Annotated in this window: 15 protein-coding genes and 1 CRISPR repeat array; of the genes, 4 read left to right on the top strand and 11 right to left on the bottom strand. The window is 42.2% G+C overall.

Features of this window, described 5'->3' with window-relative positions:
• The first annotated feature begins 52 nt into the window (after positions 1-52).
• Together RMY16_RS03230 and RMY16_RS03225 are read left to right on the top strand one after the other, a co-directional pair.
• Entirely contained in the window at positions 53-394 is a 342-nt protein-coding gene (locus tag RMY16_RS03230; RefSeq protein ID WP_322735158.1) for a DNA-binding protein, read from the top strand.
• Between the two features lie 245 nt (positions 395-639).
• Positions 640-1,797, top strand: coding sequence for an efflux RND transporter periplasmic adaptor subunit (locus RMY16_RS03225; protein ID WP_322735157.1), 1,158 nt, complete (start codon positions 640-642; stop codon positions 1,795-1,797).
• A 243-nt stretch (positions 1,798-2,040) separates the two neighbouring features.
• Here RMY16_RS03225 and RMY16_RS03220 read toward each other — a convergent pair whose 3' ends face one another.
• The 7 genes from RMY16_RS03220 to RMY16_RS03190 all read right to left on the bottom strand — a co-directional run bounded on the left by RMY16_RS03220 (position 2,041) and on the right by RMY16_RS03190 (position 8,449).
• On the bottom strand, positions 2,041-3,537 hold the full coding sequence (locus RMY16_RS03220; RefSeq protein ID WP_322735156.1) for an Ig-like domain-containing protein: 1,497 nt from the start codon (positions 3,535-3,537) through the stop codon (positions 2,041-2,043).
• A gap of 52 nt (positions 3,538-3,589) precedes the next feature.
• Positions 3,590-4,363, bottom strand: a complete 774-nt coding sequence (locus RMY16_RS03215; protein WP_322735155.1) for a TIGR03943 family putative permease subunit — start codon at positions 4,361-4,363, stop codon at positions 3,590-3,592.
• A gap of 129 nt (positions 4,364-4,492) precedes the next feature.
• Positions 4,493-5,545 carry a permease gene (locus tag RMY16_RS03210; RefSeq protein WP_322659748.1) on the bottom strand — a complete coding sequence of 351 codons (1,053 nt, stop codon included), beginning with the start codon at positions 5,543-5,545 and terminating at the stop codon, positions 4,493-4,495.
• 350 nt (positions 5,546-5,895) lie between these two features.
• Entirely contained in the window at positions 5,896-6,024 is a 129-nt protein-coding gene (locus RMY16_RS03205) for a hypothetical protein (protein ID WP_322659749.1), read from the bottom strand.
• A 446-nt stretch (positions 6,025-6,470) separates the two neighbouring features.
• Positions 6,471-7,541, bottom strand: a complete 1,071-nt coding sequence (locus RMY16_RS03200; RefSeq protein WP_322735154.1) for a WD40 repeat domain-containing protein — start codon at positions 7,539-7,541, stop codon at positions 6,471-6,473.
• 78 nt (positions 7,542-7,619) lie between these two features.
• The gene (locus RMY16_RS03195) at positions 7,620-7,913 is read right to left on the bottom strand and encodes a hypothetical protein (RefSeq protein WP_322735153.1); all 294 of its coding nucleotides are present in this window, start codon (positions 7,911-7,913) and stop codon (positions 7,620-7,622) included.
• A gap of 365 nt (positions 7,914-8,278) precedes the next feature.
• A complete protein-coding gene (locus tag RMY16_RS03190) occupies positions 8,279-8,449 on the bottom strand; it encodes a hypothetical protein (protein WP_099099534.1) in 171 nt (56 codons plus the stop codon).
• A 428-nt stretch (positions 8,450-8,877) separates the two neighbouring features.
• Here RMY16_RS03190 and ald point away from each other — a divergent pair, with 428 nt between their 5' ends.
• Positions 8,878-9,969, top strand: coding sequence for an alanine dehydrogenase (ald, locus tag RMY16_RS03185; protein ID WP_322659753.1), 1,092 nt, complete (start codon positions 8,878-8,880; stop codon positions 9,967-9,969).
• Positions 9,970-10,270: 301 nt separating this feature from the next.
• A CRISPR array of direct repeats spans positions 10,271-11,093; the repeat unit is 37 nt; unit sequence ATTGCAATTCAATAAAATCCCTATTAGGGATTGAAAC.
• 116 nt (positions 11,094-11,209) lie between these two features.
• On the opposite strand, the gene dusB is transcribed toward ald, so the two are convergent.
• From dusB to RMY16_RS03165, 4 genes are all read right to left on the bottom strand, one after another.
• Positions 11,210-12,265 carry a tRNA dihydrouridine synthase DusB gene (dusB, locus tag RMY16_RS03180; protein WP_322735152.1) on the bottom strand — a complete coding sequence of 352 codons (1,056 nt, stop codon included), beginning with the start codon at positions 12,263-12,265 and terminating at the stop codon, positions 11,210-11,212.
• A 202-nt stretch (positions 12,266-12,467) separates the two neighbouring features.
• Positions 12,468-13,277, bottom strand: a complete 810-nt coding sequence (locus RMY16_RS03175; protein ID WP_322735151.1) for an Rpn family recombination-promoting nuclease/putative transposase — start codon at positions 13,275-13,277, stop codon at positions 12,468-12,470.
• A 116-nt stretch (positions 13,278-13,393) separates the two neighbouring features.
• Complete coding sequence (locus RMY16_RS03170) at positions 13,394-13,813, bottom strand: hypothetical protein (protein WP_322735150.1); 420 nt, start codon at positions 13,811-13,813, stop codon at positions 13,394-13,396.
• A gap of 96 nt (positions 13,814-13,909) precedes the next feature.
• The gene (locus RMY16_RS03165; protein ID WP_322735149.1) at positions 13,910-14,791 is read right to left on the bottom strand and encodes an acyl-CoA desaturase; all 882 of its coding nucleotides are present in this window, start codon (positions 14,789-14,791) and stop codon (positions 13,910-13,912) included.
• Positions 14,792-14,964: 173 nt separating this feature from the next.
• Between RMY16_RS03165 and RMY16_RS03160 the strand changes: the two genes are divergently transcribed.
• Positions 14,965-16,194 (top strand): TetR family transcriptional regulator, encoded by a 1,230-nt coding sequence (locus RMY16_RS03160; protein ID WP_322735148.1) that lies wholly within the window; start codon positions 14,965-14,967, stop codon positions 16,192-16,194.
• The last annotated feature ends 145 nt before the right edge of the window (positions 16,195-16,339 follow it).

The following is a 16,339-nucleotide window of genomic DNA, read 5'->3' as shown; positions in this document are numbered from 1 at the left end:
CAGCAATCTGGAAATAAGCGTCAATTACACATCAAATTGAAGGACTTCACAAATGAATTTCAATCCTACACCCACCATTGTCCTAACTGCTTTGTTTGCGTTGCTCATTCCTTTTAAGGTAGAAGCGCAAAAAGCATCAAACCAAATTGGAAATTTTCCTAATGCTCGTGTTACGACTATCTCCGGTCAAGTTACTCAGCTTTTAGATGACGAGTTCATTCTCAACGATGGTAAGGGACAAATCATCGTTGAGGCAGAACCTCAGTTAGGACAACCCATTAACCTGTCTGTAGGAGAACAAGTTAGCGTAGTTGGCAACTATGACGACCATGAGTTCAATGCCCATAGTATTACTCGTGCCAATGGTGAAACTATTCAAATTCATGATAATTAATTCTTTTACGCTCTAGCATTGCTCCTAGAGAAGAGAGCGAAAATAAAGTTCGACCCTGGCACTCTTTTGTCGCTAATACTACCAAGGACGGTTAGTGCAGTCACGCAGCTGTCGAACTCACGTTATTTTAGTACTGGACATCCATGTAGTGCCAAACGGAAAGCGATCGCACAAATAGACAAATCCCTCAGTGAATAATTAATCGTCTGAATTCGTCTTGGTTGGTATCATAAAAGAGGTATTAGATGAAACACGATATTCTTATTCTGACAGCCTTTTTTGCAATCACAGGCTTGCGATTTATCGGTTTATCTGTGTTTCCTAATGCTAAAAAATTTAATGCTACTATCACCAGCACTACCCAGCCGATAAAGGTGGAAACCACTTTGACTAAGAAAGCATTAAGTCTGGGTAGGATCTCCCTGAATGGTACTTTGGAAGCGGAAGAAACAGCCACTGTCTCCAGTCCTATTATGGGACAGATTAAAAGTTTGCCAGTGCAAGAAGGCCAAACATTTAAAGCAGGCCAAATTATTGCCATTATTGATGTTCAAGATATTCCAGCACAACGTCATCAACTATTGACTGGGGTTTCGCAAGCCCAGATAGGTGTAACAGTTGCGACTGCTTTTCAAACTCAAGCCCTAGCCAACAAAACTCAGGCACAAGCTCAACTCAAACAAGCAAAGGCTCGTCAACAGGAAGCCAAAACCAAGTTGCAGGAAGCACAAGCTCAACTAGATGAAGCCCAGTTAAATCAGCAAAGCATGGCTATGCTGCGAAGAGATGGTGCAGTCAGCCAGTCACAGCTAGATACAGCCAATGCCCAGGTAACATTACTTAAATCTCGCATTCAACAAACACAAGCTGAGATTGAACAAGCCAAGCGGGAAATTGAACAAGCCAATGCTGGCTTAAAACAAGCCCTTTTCCAAGTCCAGCAAGCACAAGCAAGAGCAGAAAAAGCACGTCTCCAAGTCCAGCAAGTGCAAGCAGGATTAAAGCCAGCGACTACTAACCTAGACCACCGCATCGTTAAAGCACCCTTTGCTGGTGTCGTCACAAAGAAACATGCCCAAGTCAGTGCAATAGTGGGTTTTGGCCAACCTTTATTGACATTGGAAAGTAGCGATCGCCTCCATTTTAACGTTGCAGTGCCAGAGTCAATGATTTCCTTGGTGAAACCAGGAGATGAAGTGGAAGTGCAGTTACATGCTCTCAACCGTTCTGTGCGCGGACGCGTAAGTCAAATTATTCCTTCTGCAAACCTCAACAGCCGTAGTTTTACTGCCAAAATAGCCTTGAAAAATCCCACAAATTTAATGCCGGGAATGTTTGGGCGGATAGAACTACCTCACAAAAAAACACTCAGCCATCATAATTCCCCAGAGTCCCTTATTTAGAAGAGGCCAGTTAGAAGGAGTTTCTTCTTATTCCCTTGTTTGTCTAATTTGTCAATGCCTAAGTTCTAATACAACACAGTTCAGTTAAGCTTTTTTCTCTCCCCCTGCCTCCCCTGCCTCCCCTGCCTCCCCTGCCTCCCCTGCCTGCCTTAACAGATAAATTTGCTTAACCTAACCGTATTGAGTTCTATCTAATAGTGTCTACTCTACAGTTATTGCTACTCACAATTACGAATTATTCGCTCAAGGTAGCCATCGGGGACGAAACCCGTCCAAGGGGAGTTGTTCTGGTCTAATTTCAACAGTCGCAGCATCAGCAATGGGCAATAAAGGCATTAACCACAGGCTACTAGTAGCGATCGCATCTCCATCATCAGTTTTCAAAGTGTTTGGTGGTAATGATGCTGGGGGGTTTGTCTGCGGTACTACTTGGTCAAATAATAAGCCCAAACCGTCAGCCGATAAACTCATTTGCACATTCCGTTGAGCGGGAGGCAATACTAACAATGGTTTCTGCTGCCCTGTTTTCAGATCAATAGCCACTACATAAGGCTGTTCTATATATTGTTCTTTGGATACTAGCTGTGTCAGCAAACAGTAGAGGGTGGGTGAGGCAATATCAAATTGGCAGCTGAGAATTGAGCCTGTGGTTTTTAATAGTTGTTTCTGCACACCTTGGTTTGTCACTAAAAACAAATCTCGTGTGTAATCTGTATTAAACTTTACCATCGCTGCTTGAGAGCCATCTTTAGAGAAAGCCTGTACCAAACCGAACTGCGGCAGAAAATCTAAGGGTTTACTAGCATCACCTTGCAGTGGTAATATTGCTGCTCCCTGTCCTTGGGCAACTGCTACGGCTTTACTATCTGGGGTAATCATGAAATCTCCTCCCGGTTGACTTTTCAGACGTTTAGGGGCAGGTTTTTCTGCTGAACCGTCACTGATTGCTGGCATAAACCATAATCCAAAGTCGCCAGGATTATTTTTGTTTCCGCGCTGGATGACAATAGTTTGCCCATCAGGTGATAAGTCAAATTTCAGGTTTTGATAATCTTTACTATCTAAAACTAGGTCAACTTTGCCTCCTGGTTCTGCTTCTTGTCCAGATTTACTAGAAACGCCTGTTGTCACTGTGTACAACTGGGCTGAAAGTAAGTCTTCGTTATTACTAGCGCGAGCCGAAAATAAAATTTTCTCCCCATCTGGAAATGACTCGAAGTCCATTGTTATCAAGTCTTTGGGAGTAAGTACCCTTTTTTGCTCTTGGGTTAAGTTGTATAAAACTAATCGCCCCTGTTCTTCTTTATCGGTTCCTATGTAGAGAATGACGCGATCGCGTGTGCGGAAGCTACCTGTAAAAGGCTGGATCACTCGATTATTGCCTTCTTGCTCCGCAAACTTATCTTTGGCTCCCTGTAACTGCACTTTATAATTCGTGCCATAGGGCGCAGGTGTTAGGAGTGTATAAACCATCCGCCGCCCAGCCCAACTAAATTTACCTGCTAGAGGTGGCTCGATTTTCAAATTCTCCTCTACACTTCTTGTTTCCATTGGGCGGCTAAAGGTGAGGGTGAAAGAGTTATCTTCCGCCCCTATCTGTTGATTTTGCCAGGAAAAGTCCCGCACACGGGCGGCTACTACATCACCTTGCAATATGATTAACCCAATCAACACACTTAGCAGTAGCATTAGTGCGATCGCTATCCGATCCAGTGGTTGGAATGCTTTAGATTTAGTCATTGGTTATTTGTCATTTGTCATTTGTCATTTGTCATTTGTCATCAACAAATAACTAATAACTATAAGGATTTTGGGGTTGAGGAATTTTTTTGAGAGAAGTAGCGGCAATGGTAAGTTGGCGTTTATCTGCTAAGTTTTCTGTCACCATTTGTCCTTCTACTTCCAGCCATGTATCAGCAGAGTAAGGTTCTTGATTATTTTGTAGTTTGACGGGCAATCCCACAGGGTAAGCATCTGCTGCACAGCAACTTAAGACAAATCGTGCTAAAAACAAATATTCTTTTCCTATATCGGGCGGGTGAATGACAAATCCCTGCACTTTGACTTTTTGTCCTGTATATGTATCTGGTTCTGGATAAACATTGACAGTGCGTACCCAGTCTACAAGCGATCGCTCCTCTGGACGAACAGTAACGCGAAAGGCTTGGGGTTTGACACGTGTGCTTCCCAATAAATCAGTCGTCACACCCCTTTGGAGTGCTTTGTCACTAGCAAAAACTTGCGGTGTAACGATAAAACCTAGAATTGCTGTAGTCAACAATAAAGCACTGCCCCAACCAGGGGGAAATAAACTAATATGCTGGGTATTTGGCGTAACATCACGGCGACGCCGTTGCCAAAGTTCCTGCATCTTGAACAAACCAATAATGATGAAACTGATACCAGTCACAATCACTAACCAAAAGTAATTTGGATGAATTAACAGGTTCAGCTTATTAGTTAGCCAATATCTCAGCATCAAAATGCCCCAAGCCGTAATTGCTAGAGCATCCAGCCAAGGGAGTAACAGATTTGGGATTTTAGATTTGGGATTTTTGTTAGCCATTAGTCATTAGTCATTGGTCATTTGTCACTTGTACTGAGCGTAGTCGAAGTATTGGTCATTAGTCATTGGTCATTAGTAAAGGACAAATGACAAGGGACAAAGGACAACTGACAAATGACAAATATTTTCTTAAAAGACGTGCAAGTTCAGGAAAAGAGTAAACACAAATGTTAATTGTGCTGCTAAAGCAAATAAGTAAAAGATAGTTTTGGGTTTAAAAATAGATAACATCAAACCAACGCTTTTGATGTCAACCATTGGGCCAAACACCAGAAATGCCAACAATGAACCGCTGCTAAAGGTTGAGGCAAAAGATAGGGCGAAGAAAGAATCGACTGTAGAACAAATTGATACTATTACAGCTAATATCAGCATGACCACAATTGAGGTAATGGGCCCAGCACCCAAACTGAGAATTAATTCACGGGGAGCTAGGACTTGAATAGCAGCAGCGATCGCACTTCCTAAAATCATCACTCCGCCCAATTCCCGCAATTCTTGGATGCTATTATCCACAACTAGGCGCAGTTTAGCTGCTAGCGGTTTATCAGCAGTAGAGACTGAGGTAGGCAGTACTAAATTAGGATCTATCCGTAGAGGTATACCTGCTTTTCCTCCTAAGATATAAGTCCCGGATTGCAACAGATTCGGTACTGTTTCTTCCTGTTGTCCTTGGTAAGGCTTACCACGGCGTTTGGTTTGGGGCTGTGCGGGTGGATTAAACTTCATATAACGAGCGATCGCAGGTTGGACTATGGGATTTAAGTCCTTTTGAAAACTGAAAACAAACCCGATAATTGTGGCAATTGTTAAGGAAAATACGACTCGTAAGACTACTATTTCTGGCTGATCTCGAAATGCTGTCCAAGTGGCCCAAATTACAACTGGGTTAATTGTTGGTGCTGCTAGCAAAAAACCAATTGCGACTGGTGTGGGTACTCCTTGAATCAGGAATCGCCGCGCTACCGGTACATTCCCGCACTCACACACCGGAAACAAAAAGCCGATCATACTGCCAACTAAAGCACCCAACAGCGGATTTTTGGGCATTTTTTCTACTAGTTTGCGCTCATCAACAAAAAACAGCAGCAAACTGGAGAATAAAACCCCAAGAAGCAAAAAAGGCATCGCCTCGACTAGCAGACTTAAAAATAGCGTAAAACCATTGTTCAGTTGATTCATGTGCGTCGCAGTCAAAAGCGGTTTTTAGTTTTAGGGTTCTGCCTAGTCATTCTATCGAAATGGGGATCAAAAGCAGTTCGGGAAAATTAAACATCATTTAAGTAGCAAGTTATCCTACTTCAAAATAACAGTTAAACGCTACAAACCTTGGCTTCACACGAGTTCACGATTTTTAACCGAGTGCATTTACTGACATGACCATTTCTAAGATTGTCTAAGTTCAGAAATTGTTCCGATTTAGAGGGCAAGTAGCTGCACAGATGATTTTAAATTACCTATGTTTATACTTACAGTAATTTGCTGGATAAGATATTAGTTTGGCTGTATTTTCATCAAGTATTCACAGTTCTTCAATATTTGAGGTAAGCGTAGTCCGCACTTTGACATGGTTCAACTCCGGCTCCATCGAGCGACTTGTATTGAGCGTAGTCGAAGTAAGCCGAGATGCTCACCAGTCGCTCAGTGACCATTGTAGACATCGCTGGTGGTTGCTACCATCATTGATTTTGACTAGTTATAGCAAAATTTGATCTAGGCTTTGGTTGATTTTTTACTACAAAAACTCTAAAAAGGCAAGACCAAAGTTTAGCAGATACGGGAAATGATTAGGGAAATCTTTCGGCGTTAGCGATAGCCTGACTTTCTAAATGACGTGAAAAGTTCAGCTATGGCGAGTCATATCATGTTCGCTTGATTACTTATTAAACCCGAAGAACCCCACCCCGCCAAAGCTACGCTTCGTCTCCCCTCCCCGCTTGCGGGGAGGGGATTAAGGGGTGGGGTGCAATGACTGTGGAAATCATAACTAATTATGCGAACATGATATCACTCAGGTTTGAAAGGAGCGTCAAAATGATATCCCCGACTTCTTAAAAGAAATCGAGGATACAGTCTACTCTTTCACGATTATTTTGTTTGATCGCTGTTACTTTCGTTTTGTTGGAATCCCCCAAATCTTGATTTGTCGATCGAATCCACCACTGGCAAGAATTTTACCATTGGGACTAAAAGCGATCGCACTTACCCAGTCTGTATGCCCACTCAGTGTATTTATTAACTCGCCTGTAGTTAAATCCCACAATTTAATTCCATCTCTACCGGCACTAGCAAGGGTTTGTCCATCGGGATTAAGGGCGATCGCATTTACCCAGTTATTATGTCCTGTAAGGGTGCGGACTAATTCTCCAGTATTAATATTCCACTGTTTTACGGTGCGATCGTGGCTAGCACTAACTAATGTTTGTCCATCTGGTGTAAAGATGACATCGCTAACAGCACTAGAATGAGCTACCAATTCACTGATTAATTTACCAGTACTCAAATTCCACAGCTTGATTACGCCCTTATTATCACCACTAGCCAAGGTCTGTCCATCAGGACTAATAGCGAGAGTATAAATCAAATTATCAAAGCGCACTATAGTCCCTAGAGGACGCTGCTGTAGCAAATCCCAGAGACGAATGCCATCCAAAGCTCCACTGACGAGAACTTTACTATCAGGAGACACCGCTAAAGATAATACGTTACTGGTATGTCCGACAAAAGAGCGGGTAAATTTTAAATTTTTCAGACTCCAGAGGTTAATAGTATCGTCATCGCTACAGCTAACCAGAGTTTGACCATCTGGTGAAATCACTAAAGATTCTACGGCTGCTTTGTGTGCTTTGTTGATAGTCCCTAATTTTTTGCCCTTTGCTAAATTCCACAAGCGAATGACACCCTCGTTTTCTGCACCTCCACTCACAAGCATTCTGCTATCTGGACTGAAAGCGAGGGATTTAACAGTTCCGTTATGTCCTCTGAGTGTGTAAATTAGTTGAGCATTAGCAAAGTTAGTGTTAGCTGGGGGGGAGTTTGGCGTTACTTCGATAGCAGCATGAGCTTGAGGAATATAAAACCCTTCCCAGGTAATCACTGGAAGGGCAACAGCTGCCATAAATGCCAAGATAATATACGGCCGTAGAAAATTACCGCCACCTCTTCCCTCACTATTCACTCTTTTTCCTCACTTTTATAGATACAGTTAAACCCAATAAATTTTGCAGAGTTATTTTAAGTCATAACTCTGCACATCCTAAAGAGGTGGTTTTTTCTTAGAAACGCTTAAGATTGGTAAAGGCGCACTAGAAGAACGAGAGGGCAAATAATGTTGCACTACAGGCTCCTCTGGTAAAGGACGACGCTGCTGAAAACGCCACAACTTAAAGCCTAGCGCTATCCCTGCCGTTCCCAAACCAAAAGCAAACAACGACCAGCTATCATTCAATCCGCCAATCAGGGCATCCATAACACCCATCGTTATCAATACACTGATTAGTGGCTCTTTTCGGTAGGTTGACTTCAAAAAACGAGGTAATACAGCATTCATCACAGCTTGGTTGGTTCCAGTTCACCTTTTGTGTATATTTACCAAGAATACCTCACCCATAATTTGCCTTTCTCATTCAAGGCAGATACTAAGTTATGATTTTTTTAGTAGGGGGAGGAAATTTACTCATTAATCGCCTTGCACATATTAGTTGCAAGTCTATGATATTTCAATCGCTAATAGGTATTTCGATTCCTCTCTTGCTTACATTCTAGGGCAGTTATTTATGAAGAAGTATAATTAATCTATCTAGGGCGAAGTACTCCGCTATTAATTATTGAAGTCAAAACCAACTGGTTGTTCCAGCTGGTTGAAACTCTTTTAATTACTAGCTTACAACTTCCAGATTGTGCTTGTTGATGGCACTACTTTAGACCCAGCCATGATAGCACCCCTTGATTGGTGACATATTCAATCACCAGCATCAAACCAAAGCCAATCATTGCAGCTCGACCATTCAAGCGTTCGGCATATTCGTTAAAGCCAAACTTAGGCTCTTCTAGTTTAGGTGTAATTGTTGGTTGTGTTTGTGTCATCTTTTAAGAAACCTTATTTTTGGCAAACGGGACTTGATATGAGACTTCTGGTAGAAGTCCTGAAAAGTGAGGATAAGCGGTAAAAGTTTAAGGAATAAACTCGTTCTTTTACCTTACACTTAGTAGCTTACGAGCTTGATTGCAGTGCTGGAATGCCAAGATGACTTGAGAAATTCAGCAAGAGCTTCCTAGTAGGGAGCTATACAATCGCTCTTTTAATAAATTGTTACTATTCTTTATATATTGTATAAATACTGGGGCAATAGTCAAGGGTAAGAGTTTGGGCTACTCAGATTGAATTAAGAAAGTTAGAACAGAGATTAGGTATCTCTAATCCAGCTATCTCTAATACGGAACTAGTAAGACGGAAGTAGCAAGCTTGAGATTGGAAGGCTACAGTTAAACAAAAAAATTATCAGAGGCGATATATGGAAATCGGTGTTCCCAAGGAAAATAAGGATCAAGAATTTCGGGTAGGGTTAAGTCCTTCTAGTGTGCGGGTGCTGCGAGAAAATGGTCATAGCATCTTCGTCGAGACACAAGCAGGTAATGGTGCTGGATTCTCCGATGACGACTACAAAACTGCTGGAGCCGAGATTGTCCCTACATCAGAAAAGGCTTGGAATCGGGAATTGGTTATTAAAGTTAAAGAGCCGCTGACATCTGAGTATAAATTTTTGCAAAAAGAGCAGATATTATTTACTTATTTACACTTAGCAGCCGATCGCAAATTGACAGAGAATTTAATTGATTGTGGCACAACTGCGATCGCTTACGAAACTGTAGAACAACCTGGTGCTAACAGATTACCCTTGCTCACCCCCATGAGCGTAATTGCCGGTCGGCTAGCAGTACAATTTGGGGCCAGATTCTTAGAACGTCAGCAAGGTGGTAGAGGTGTACTTTTGGGTGGTGTCCCTGGAGTCAAAGCGGGCAAAGTAGTAATTTTAGGTGGCGGCGTTGTCGGTACAGAAGCAGCTAAAATTGCTGTGGGCATGGGTGCGATCGTGCAGATTTTAGATGTGAGTGTCGAGCGTTTATCTTACTTAGAAACACTCTTTGGCTCTAGAGTCGAATTGCTTTACAGCAACTCTGCTCATATTGAAGCCGCAGTCATTGAAGCCGATTTGCTCATCGGTGCGGTTTTAGTGTTAGGACGTAGAGCGCCAATATTAGTATCCCGCGAATTGGTCAAACAAATGCGTCCTGGTTCGGTGATAGTTGATGTAGCCGTTGACCAAGGCGGTTGTATAGAAACCTTGCACCCTACATCCCATACAAATCCGGTATACCTTGAAGAAGGTGTGGTGCATTATGGCGTTCCTAATATGCCAGGAGCAGTACCTTGGACAGCAACTCAGGCACTTAATAATAGTACATTACCTTATGTTGTCCAGTTAGCGAATTTAGGAATTTTGGCACTGGAAGTTAACCCAGCATTAGCTAAGGGTGTGAATGTGCAGAATCATCGCTTAGTGCATCCTGCGGTGCAAGAGGTATTCCCTGATTTGGTCAATTAAGGTATGCAAGGATTAGGCGATCGCTTATTTTAATGGTAGTAGCGATCGCCAATCAGACTAATTTTCTTGCCTTATGCGCGGATGGGTAGGTGTACAAAATGAGAAGGAGCGAAAAAGGCTGTACGCTCCTTCTATACAAGACTTTGAGGGCAATGGTACTTTCAAAGCATCCGCGCACCTTATGGTGACTGGTTTTCAGCGATTTGCATCTTGTGATATGACGATTCTCTGTGTTATGATTCACTCATTTGCGCAACTGAACCTTGAAAACCAAATACAGTAACGCTTTCAGAAGCCAGCGATTGCAATTCAATAAAATCCCTATTAGGGATTGAAACAATCAATGGGAAATTGGAGCTGCAAGCCCATCACATTGCAATTCAATAAAATCCCTATTAGGGATTGAAACCTTGACCCCGACTCAAACGCAAGTGAGTGGAAAGGATTGCAATTCAATAAAATCCCTATTAGGGATTGAAACTTCTTTCCATCAAGGGGTATTACGCGATCGCGAAATTGCAATTCAATAAAATCCCTATTAGGGATTGAAACCTGGTGGATTTGCCGGAGGCAATACAAATGCAGCATTGCAATTCAATAAAATCCCTATTAGGGATTGAAACTCATATCTTGGCACTTACTCTCGCGCTCAGGTCTATATTGCAATTCAATAAAATCCCTATTAGGGATTGAAACAGCACTACATTACTGGAACCTCTTACCCAATAGGAATTGCAATTCAATAAAATCCCTATTAGGGATTGAAACCTAAAGAAGTAGTACAAGCGCCGCGCTACTTCTCATTGCAATTCAATAAAATCCCTATTAGGTATTGAAACAGTTAGTGGTGCATCAATTCCTTATCCTGGGAGGATTGCAATTCAATAAAATCCCTATTAGGGATTGAAACTACAATATAATTCTTCTTGCGGGTAGATTAAGAAATTGCAATTCAATAAAATCCCTATTAGGGATTGAAACAACTCATCGCAATCCATCTGCCAGCGTTAAAGCAATTGCAATTCAATAAAATCCCTATTAGGGATTGAAACGTTACCTGCGGTTGCTGAAATTGCGCAAAACTGTGATTGCAATTCAATAAAATCCCTATTAGGGATTGAAACAAATAACGAGAGTTACATGAAGAGATTTAAACCCTAACTGAAATATTGGTATCCAAGCGATCGCATCACTTTTTGCAACCAGGAATATCACCCCAAGCTAGGTTAAAATCAACTTTTTAAAGCATCACCAAACTATCTTGTGCTTCTTCCTCTAGTTCATAACCATTAGCCAATTTTTCAATTGCTTGGTCAATCATTGCCAAACCCTGATCTACCTTTTCCACTAAACTTAGCTGTCCTCGGAGTTCGGCAGCACCAACGAAACCCTTTGCATACCAAGTCATGTGCTTACGCGCTTGACGCACACCGCGATCGCCTTTATATTCCCACAAGGCTTGTAAATGATCTCTTGCACATTCCAAGCGCTGAATCGGAGTTGGTGACGGTAATATCTCTCCAGTTTTCAAAAAGTGATCAATTTCTCCCACCAAAAACGGATAACCTAAAGTTCCACGGGAACACATCACACCATCAGCGCCAGTTTGCTCTAAACATCTCACAGCCGCTTCAACGGAAAAAATATCTCCATTCCCAATCACTGGGATAGAAAGGACTTTTTTTACACGCGCAATCCATTCCCAACGGGCATTGCCATTGTACCCTTGGGCGCGAGTGCGTCCATGTACCGTAATCATTTTCGCCCCGGCATCTTCCATCCGTTTGGCAAAGTCGAGAATCGTAATTTCGTTGTCATTCCAGCCAATACGGGTTTTTACTGTCACAGGTACATCAACAGCTTTCACCACTTCCCGCACAATTGCCTCTGCTACTTCTGGCTGCCGCAACAACGAAGAACCACCACCATTTTTAGTGATTTTATTTACCGGACAACCCATATTAATATCAACAGTATCAGCACCTTCGGCAACTGCCTTGATTGCTGCTTCTGCTAAGAAATCGGGACGGCAATCAAATAGTTGAATGCTAATTGGGCGTTCGTTGGGATCTACCTCCATGATTTTGGGTAACTGCTTGACATAATGCAATCCCGTAGCATTCACCATTTCGGTATACATCATCGAATCTGGCGCATAGCGACGCACGAGACGGCGAAACACCATATCTGTGACTCCAGATAGAGGCGACTGGAGAACCCGACTTTTTACCTCAAAGGAGCCAATTTTGAGGGGTTGGGAGAGTCTCGCTTGAAGAATAGGGGAGAGCGAAATCATAGAAAAAATTAAAAATTAATGGGAATGGGAAATAGTAAGAATATGTAGATAAATCCATGAAAAAAGATACAGCTAATTTTAGGTTAGTGAGTTACACAAGCTAAGTCTCAAAACCAAGTATAAAGACTGTTTGACTTCTGTTAGTGTAGCGGTGCGTAGCCCATTCTGACCTCTGAATTCTGAATTCTGCTATGATTGTAGGTTACATATCCTGACTTGGAGGCTGTTTTTGCATTTCTTGCTGAATCTCTTCTAGACTCAAATCTAGCTCTTTCGCTATTTCTTCAAAACTCAGTCCCAATCTCAACAACAAAGGGATCATTCTAAACTTTTCTTCACGCGCCCCTTCTTGTTTGCCTTCTTGCTTACCTTCTTGATAAACTCGTGTTTGTTTCAAATCACTTAACCCAAACATACCTTCAATCTCCTCTCGACTCATCGTCGGAAACTTATAAACTAATATTGTCTCTATCAATTCTAGTAACTGCCGCCGTTGTGGTTCGATGTTGATTTCTTGCTGGGTTCTGTCTATTAACTGTCTAGCAGATGTAATTGCTGTCTCCTCTTCATCGATCACTAATTTCATCGTAGCAATTCCAACTGGCAATAATGCAGTTTCACCTAATTCATTAAGATAAATGCGATTGATGCGCTGACTGGTGAAAAATTCACTGTAATTCTTGATATCTGCTGTATCTAAACTGCGATTGGGATAGATAACTACTCCTCGCCAAGAATTTTTAGGCTTATTTTGGTGTAAGTATAAAAAAATTTCTGAAAATAGGCGTGAATAAATTTCTGTGTCAGCTTGGAACTGGACTTCAACGAAGTAAATCGGATTTTCTTCTCCTTGTGTTGGGAGAAAAACACCATCTATACGAAATGCCGTTTGCTTGATTTCAATTGAGGAGAATTGATAAGTCTCTGCTGTTTGGGGTGGATTGCCAATTAATTCAAAAAAGATGCTAGGAAGTTCTTGAAAAAGGCGATAAAAAATGCTGTCAGTTTTCACGCTTGATATATTGCGGTGATTTAAACCGTTAGATTTTACCGTGAAATAGCTAGTAACACATTTTGTTTAATTAGACTTAAAGAAAATGGAGAGTGATTTCAGTTATGTATGTTATGTCAATTTGTAGCTAGTGTACTACGCCACTCTTTCAATACAAAACTATACCACAGCAAAAAACCTATCAGTAACAGTCCCATAACTCCATCCAGCCAAATTAGACTATGCATTTTCAAAGACATAGGAGCAACCATCGGGAAGAGATAATGGACTGGACTGGAGATACTAGTAATTGAGTATAAGGCTAATAAAAAGTACGCCGACCAAAACATGCCTTTGGTGTAAAACCAATATCCCAACAGTCCGATTGGAGTCATTACAATCACAGTACTAATTACTCCAACAGGAGTGAACCACGCGGGGCCAGGATATCTACCCAAAAATAATGCATTATCTATGTAGTGTAGCCAAGTAGAAATCAGGTTAAATGTGATGACAACTAGCAGAATCGTCTGGCGAAACCTAGATGTATTGATCATGATGTAAATATGCAATTAAAATGCGTAGTAGCTTATTAAGCCGACTGCGAGAAGCAATCGGCTTAACAAACAAATTCATGATAATTTAGTTGCAATTTAGCCGTGAGTTGCACCTTGAGGGGGACGCGAGACAACTTTTTTAGCTAAACCCAAAGTCTGCAACACTAAGATGCTCCACCAAGTAACGTCAATCTCCCACCAAGACAAGCCAGATTTCGCCATGTGGGGATAAGTATGATGGTTGTTGTGCCATCCTTCTCCATAGGTGACGATGGATACCCACCAAAGATTACGAGCGCCATCATCAGCATCAAAGGTGCGATAACCCCACAAATGTGATGCTGAGTTCACAAACCAGGTTGAGTGCCAAAGCAAGACACATCTGAGAAACACTCCGTAGAATACAAACGACCATCCTCCTAGAGCATAAAGCAGCAAACCGAAGGGTATTTGCAACAGTAAGAAGTAACGATCTAGCCAACAATAAAAGGGTTGTCTTGCTAGGTCAGGGGCATATTTTTTATAGGTATCATAGTCAAAAAATTCTGGACGTGGGTAGAAAATCCATAGTATATGGCTCCACCAAAATCCTTTTTGGGCAGAGTAGGGGTCTAGGTCAATATCTTCCGTGTGAGCGTGATGCTGGCGGTGTCCACCTACCCAAAAAATCGGGCCGCCTTGTAAAGCCAACGCTCCAATGAGGGCGATCGCATACTCTAACCACTTGGGAACTTGGAAACTCTTATGGCTCAGTAGTCGGTGATATCCCAAGCAAATACCAATGCTCCCGAATAACCAGTGCAGAAACACTAGCAAACCTAATGCTGGCCAGGAGAAAAACCAAGGAGCCAGAAGTGCTAAGGCATGAAATACACCAAAAAATACCACATTTATCCACCTGAGTTGAGGTGAATTGCCTCTCTCAGGAGCGATGGCTTCGCCAACGCCTTTGGCGATCGCCCCAAAATTTGCGGTCATAAAAATTCCTGTTGATGGATGATGAAGTGATTTACTTTTTATTGGGCATAATCCCACTAAAGATTTATCCACACTCTCACTAGTTAGTTACAGTAGAGTAAAGCAAGTATCACTTACATTTGTTATGCTAGCAGAACTCTGATACCCCGTGCAAGTGCCACTTGCATTTTTTTATGTCATCTCAACTGATTTCCACTCGTCAACGCCTGATTCAAGCTGCACTTGAGTTGTTTTCTGCTCAGGGAGTTAGCGCTACCACAACCCGCCAAATTGCTGAAAAAGCCGAAGTCAACGAAGTGACTCTATTTCGGAATTTTGGTAATAAGCATGGGCTACTTTTGGCTGTGCTGGAAGAGTCCGCAGCCTTCAAGGATTTAGGTGAGTCGCTGGTGCGGCGAGCAACGCCTCCCGGCAATGTCTACCAAGCTCTTAAAGATTATGCAAGTGACACTTTACATACATTAGAACGAGTGCCAGAGTTTGTCCGGTCTGTGGTAGGTGAAGCCGACCAATTCCCGGCAGAAAATCGCCGCGCACTAGGCAGGGGAGTAACAGAGGCAAACCGCTATGTAGCTCAGTATTTAGCTACTGTAATCCAGCAAGGTCACTTAAATACCTACTTACCGGCAGAGAAATTAGCCAGTTTGCTGAATGGGATGATCTTGGGATATGCGGTAATTGAGTTCACCAGCGAATTTCACGAACTTTGGGAGGATAGGGATGATTTTCTGGAAAATTTGGTGGAGTTGTTTTTACATGGAGCCATGTCATCCTCAGCAGAACTAGCAACAAACTCCTTACAAGGAGGGTTCACCACTACAGATGTAGCTGATTTACCAGCTAGTTTGGTTCACGAAATTCTCCAACAAGCCAGGAAATTCGGAGTACGAGATTATGCTTTAGCTTACGTATTATTTGGGGCTGGGTTATCCGCTACAGAAATAACTAGCTTGGAGCGATCGCATCAAATCTACGATTCTCAAGGGCACTTCTTGCAAATCACGATTCCCGGATTTGTGCGTCAAGTGCCTGTAAATCAGTGGATTTTGGGCAAACGCTACGGTTCTTTTACTAATAATCCCTTAATCAAATGGCTGAAAAGTCGTAAAGATGCTCAAACAGCCATGTTTCTGAATGAAACAGGTACACCCATCTCAGAATCAGAACTTGAGACACGTTGGCAAGTATGGAGTGAAGGACTATTAACTCCCCAAGGACAAGCGCCAGTGATCGCCCAAGCACAACAAACCTGGCGTGTAGAAATGTTGATGCGAGGGATTAGCTTGGAAAACCTGAGTATCTTTACAGCTTGCGATCGCGCCCAATTACAACCCTATGTCCGCCGAGCCAAAGAAAAAGCTGCCCTAGAGCAAGCTACCCGTTTGGATCATAAACCAGCATAGGAAGGCTATTTCCTTCTAAGTCAATTAGAGATTTTGTCAATATTATGAGTAAGAAATTTTTATCACCTGATTTTTAACCTTAAATACTGGCGCACAATTGCTTATTTACAAATGTCACAGGATTTTTGCTGAACCCAATGGAATT

This window comes from Nostoc sp. DedQUE12b (assembly GCF_034530835.1).
Taxonomy (GTDB): Bacteria; Cyanobacteriota; Cyanobacteriia; order Cyanobacteriales; family Nostocaceae; genus Nostoc.
The sequence above is the reverse complement of the archived record's forward strand: the minus strand, read 5'-3'. Positions and strand labels throughout refer to the sequence as shown.

Excerpts from the sequence above, each read along its gene's own strand:
- RMY16_RS03230 (WP_322735158.1), top strand. The coding sequence starts at position 53 with ATGAATTTCAATCCTACACCCACCATTGTCCTAACTGCTTTGTTTGCG.
- RMY16_RS03225 (WP_322735157.1), top strand. The coding sequence starts at position 640 with ATGAAACACGATATTCTTATTCTGACAGCCTTTTTTGCAATCACAGGC.
- RMY16_RS03220 (WP_322735156.1), bottom strand. The coding sequence starts at position 3,537 with ATGACTAAATCTAAAGCATTCCAACCACTGGATCGGATAGCGATCGCA.
- RMY16_RS03215 (WP_322735155.1), bottom strand. The coding sequence starts at position 4,363 with ATGGCTAACAAAAATCCCAAATCTAAAATCCCAAATCTGTTACTCCCT.
- RMY16_RS03210 (WP_322659748.1), bottom strand. The coding sequence starts at position 5,545 with ATGAATCAACTGAACAATGGTTTTACGCTATTTTTAAGTCTGCTAGTC.
- RMY16_RS03205 (WP_322659749.1), bottom strand. The coding sequence starts at position 6,024 with ATGTCTACAATGGTCACTGAGCGACTGGTGAGCATCTCGGCTTACTTC.
- RMY16_RS03195 (WP_322735153.1), bottom strand. The coding sequence starts at position 7,913 with ATGAATGCTGTATTACCTCGTTTTTTGAAGTCAACCTACCGAAAAGAG.
- RMY16_RS03190 (WP_099099534.1), bottom strand. The coding sequence starts at position 8,449 with ATGACACAAACACAACCAACAATTACACCTAAACTAGAAGAGCCTAAG.
- ald (WP_322659753.1), top strand. The coding sequence starts at position 8,878 with ATGGAAATCGGTGTTCCCAAGGAAAATAAGGATCAAGAATTTCGGGTA.
- dusB (WP_322735152.1), bottom strand. The coding sequence starts at position 12,265 with ATGATTTCGCTCTCCCCTATTCTTCAAGCGAGACTCTCCCAACCCCTC.
- RMY16_RS03170 (WP_322735150.1), bottom strand. The coding sequence starts at position 13,813 with ATGATCAATACATCTAGGTTTCGCCAGACGATTCTGCTAGTTGTCATC.
- RMY16_RS03165 (WP_322735149.1), bottom strand. The coding sequence starts at position 14,791 with ATGACCGCAAATTTTGGGGCGATCGCCAAAGGCGTTGGCGAAGCCATC.
- RMY16_RS03160 (WP_322735148.1), top strand. The coding sequence starts at position 14,965 with ATGTCATCTCAACTGATTTCCACTCGTCAACGCCTGATTCAAGCTGCA.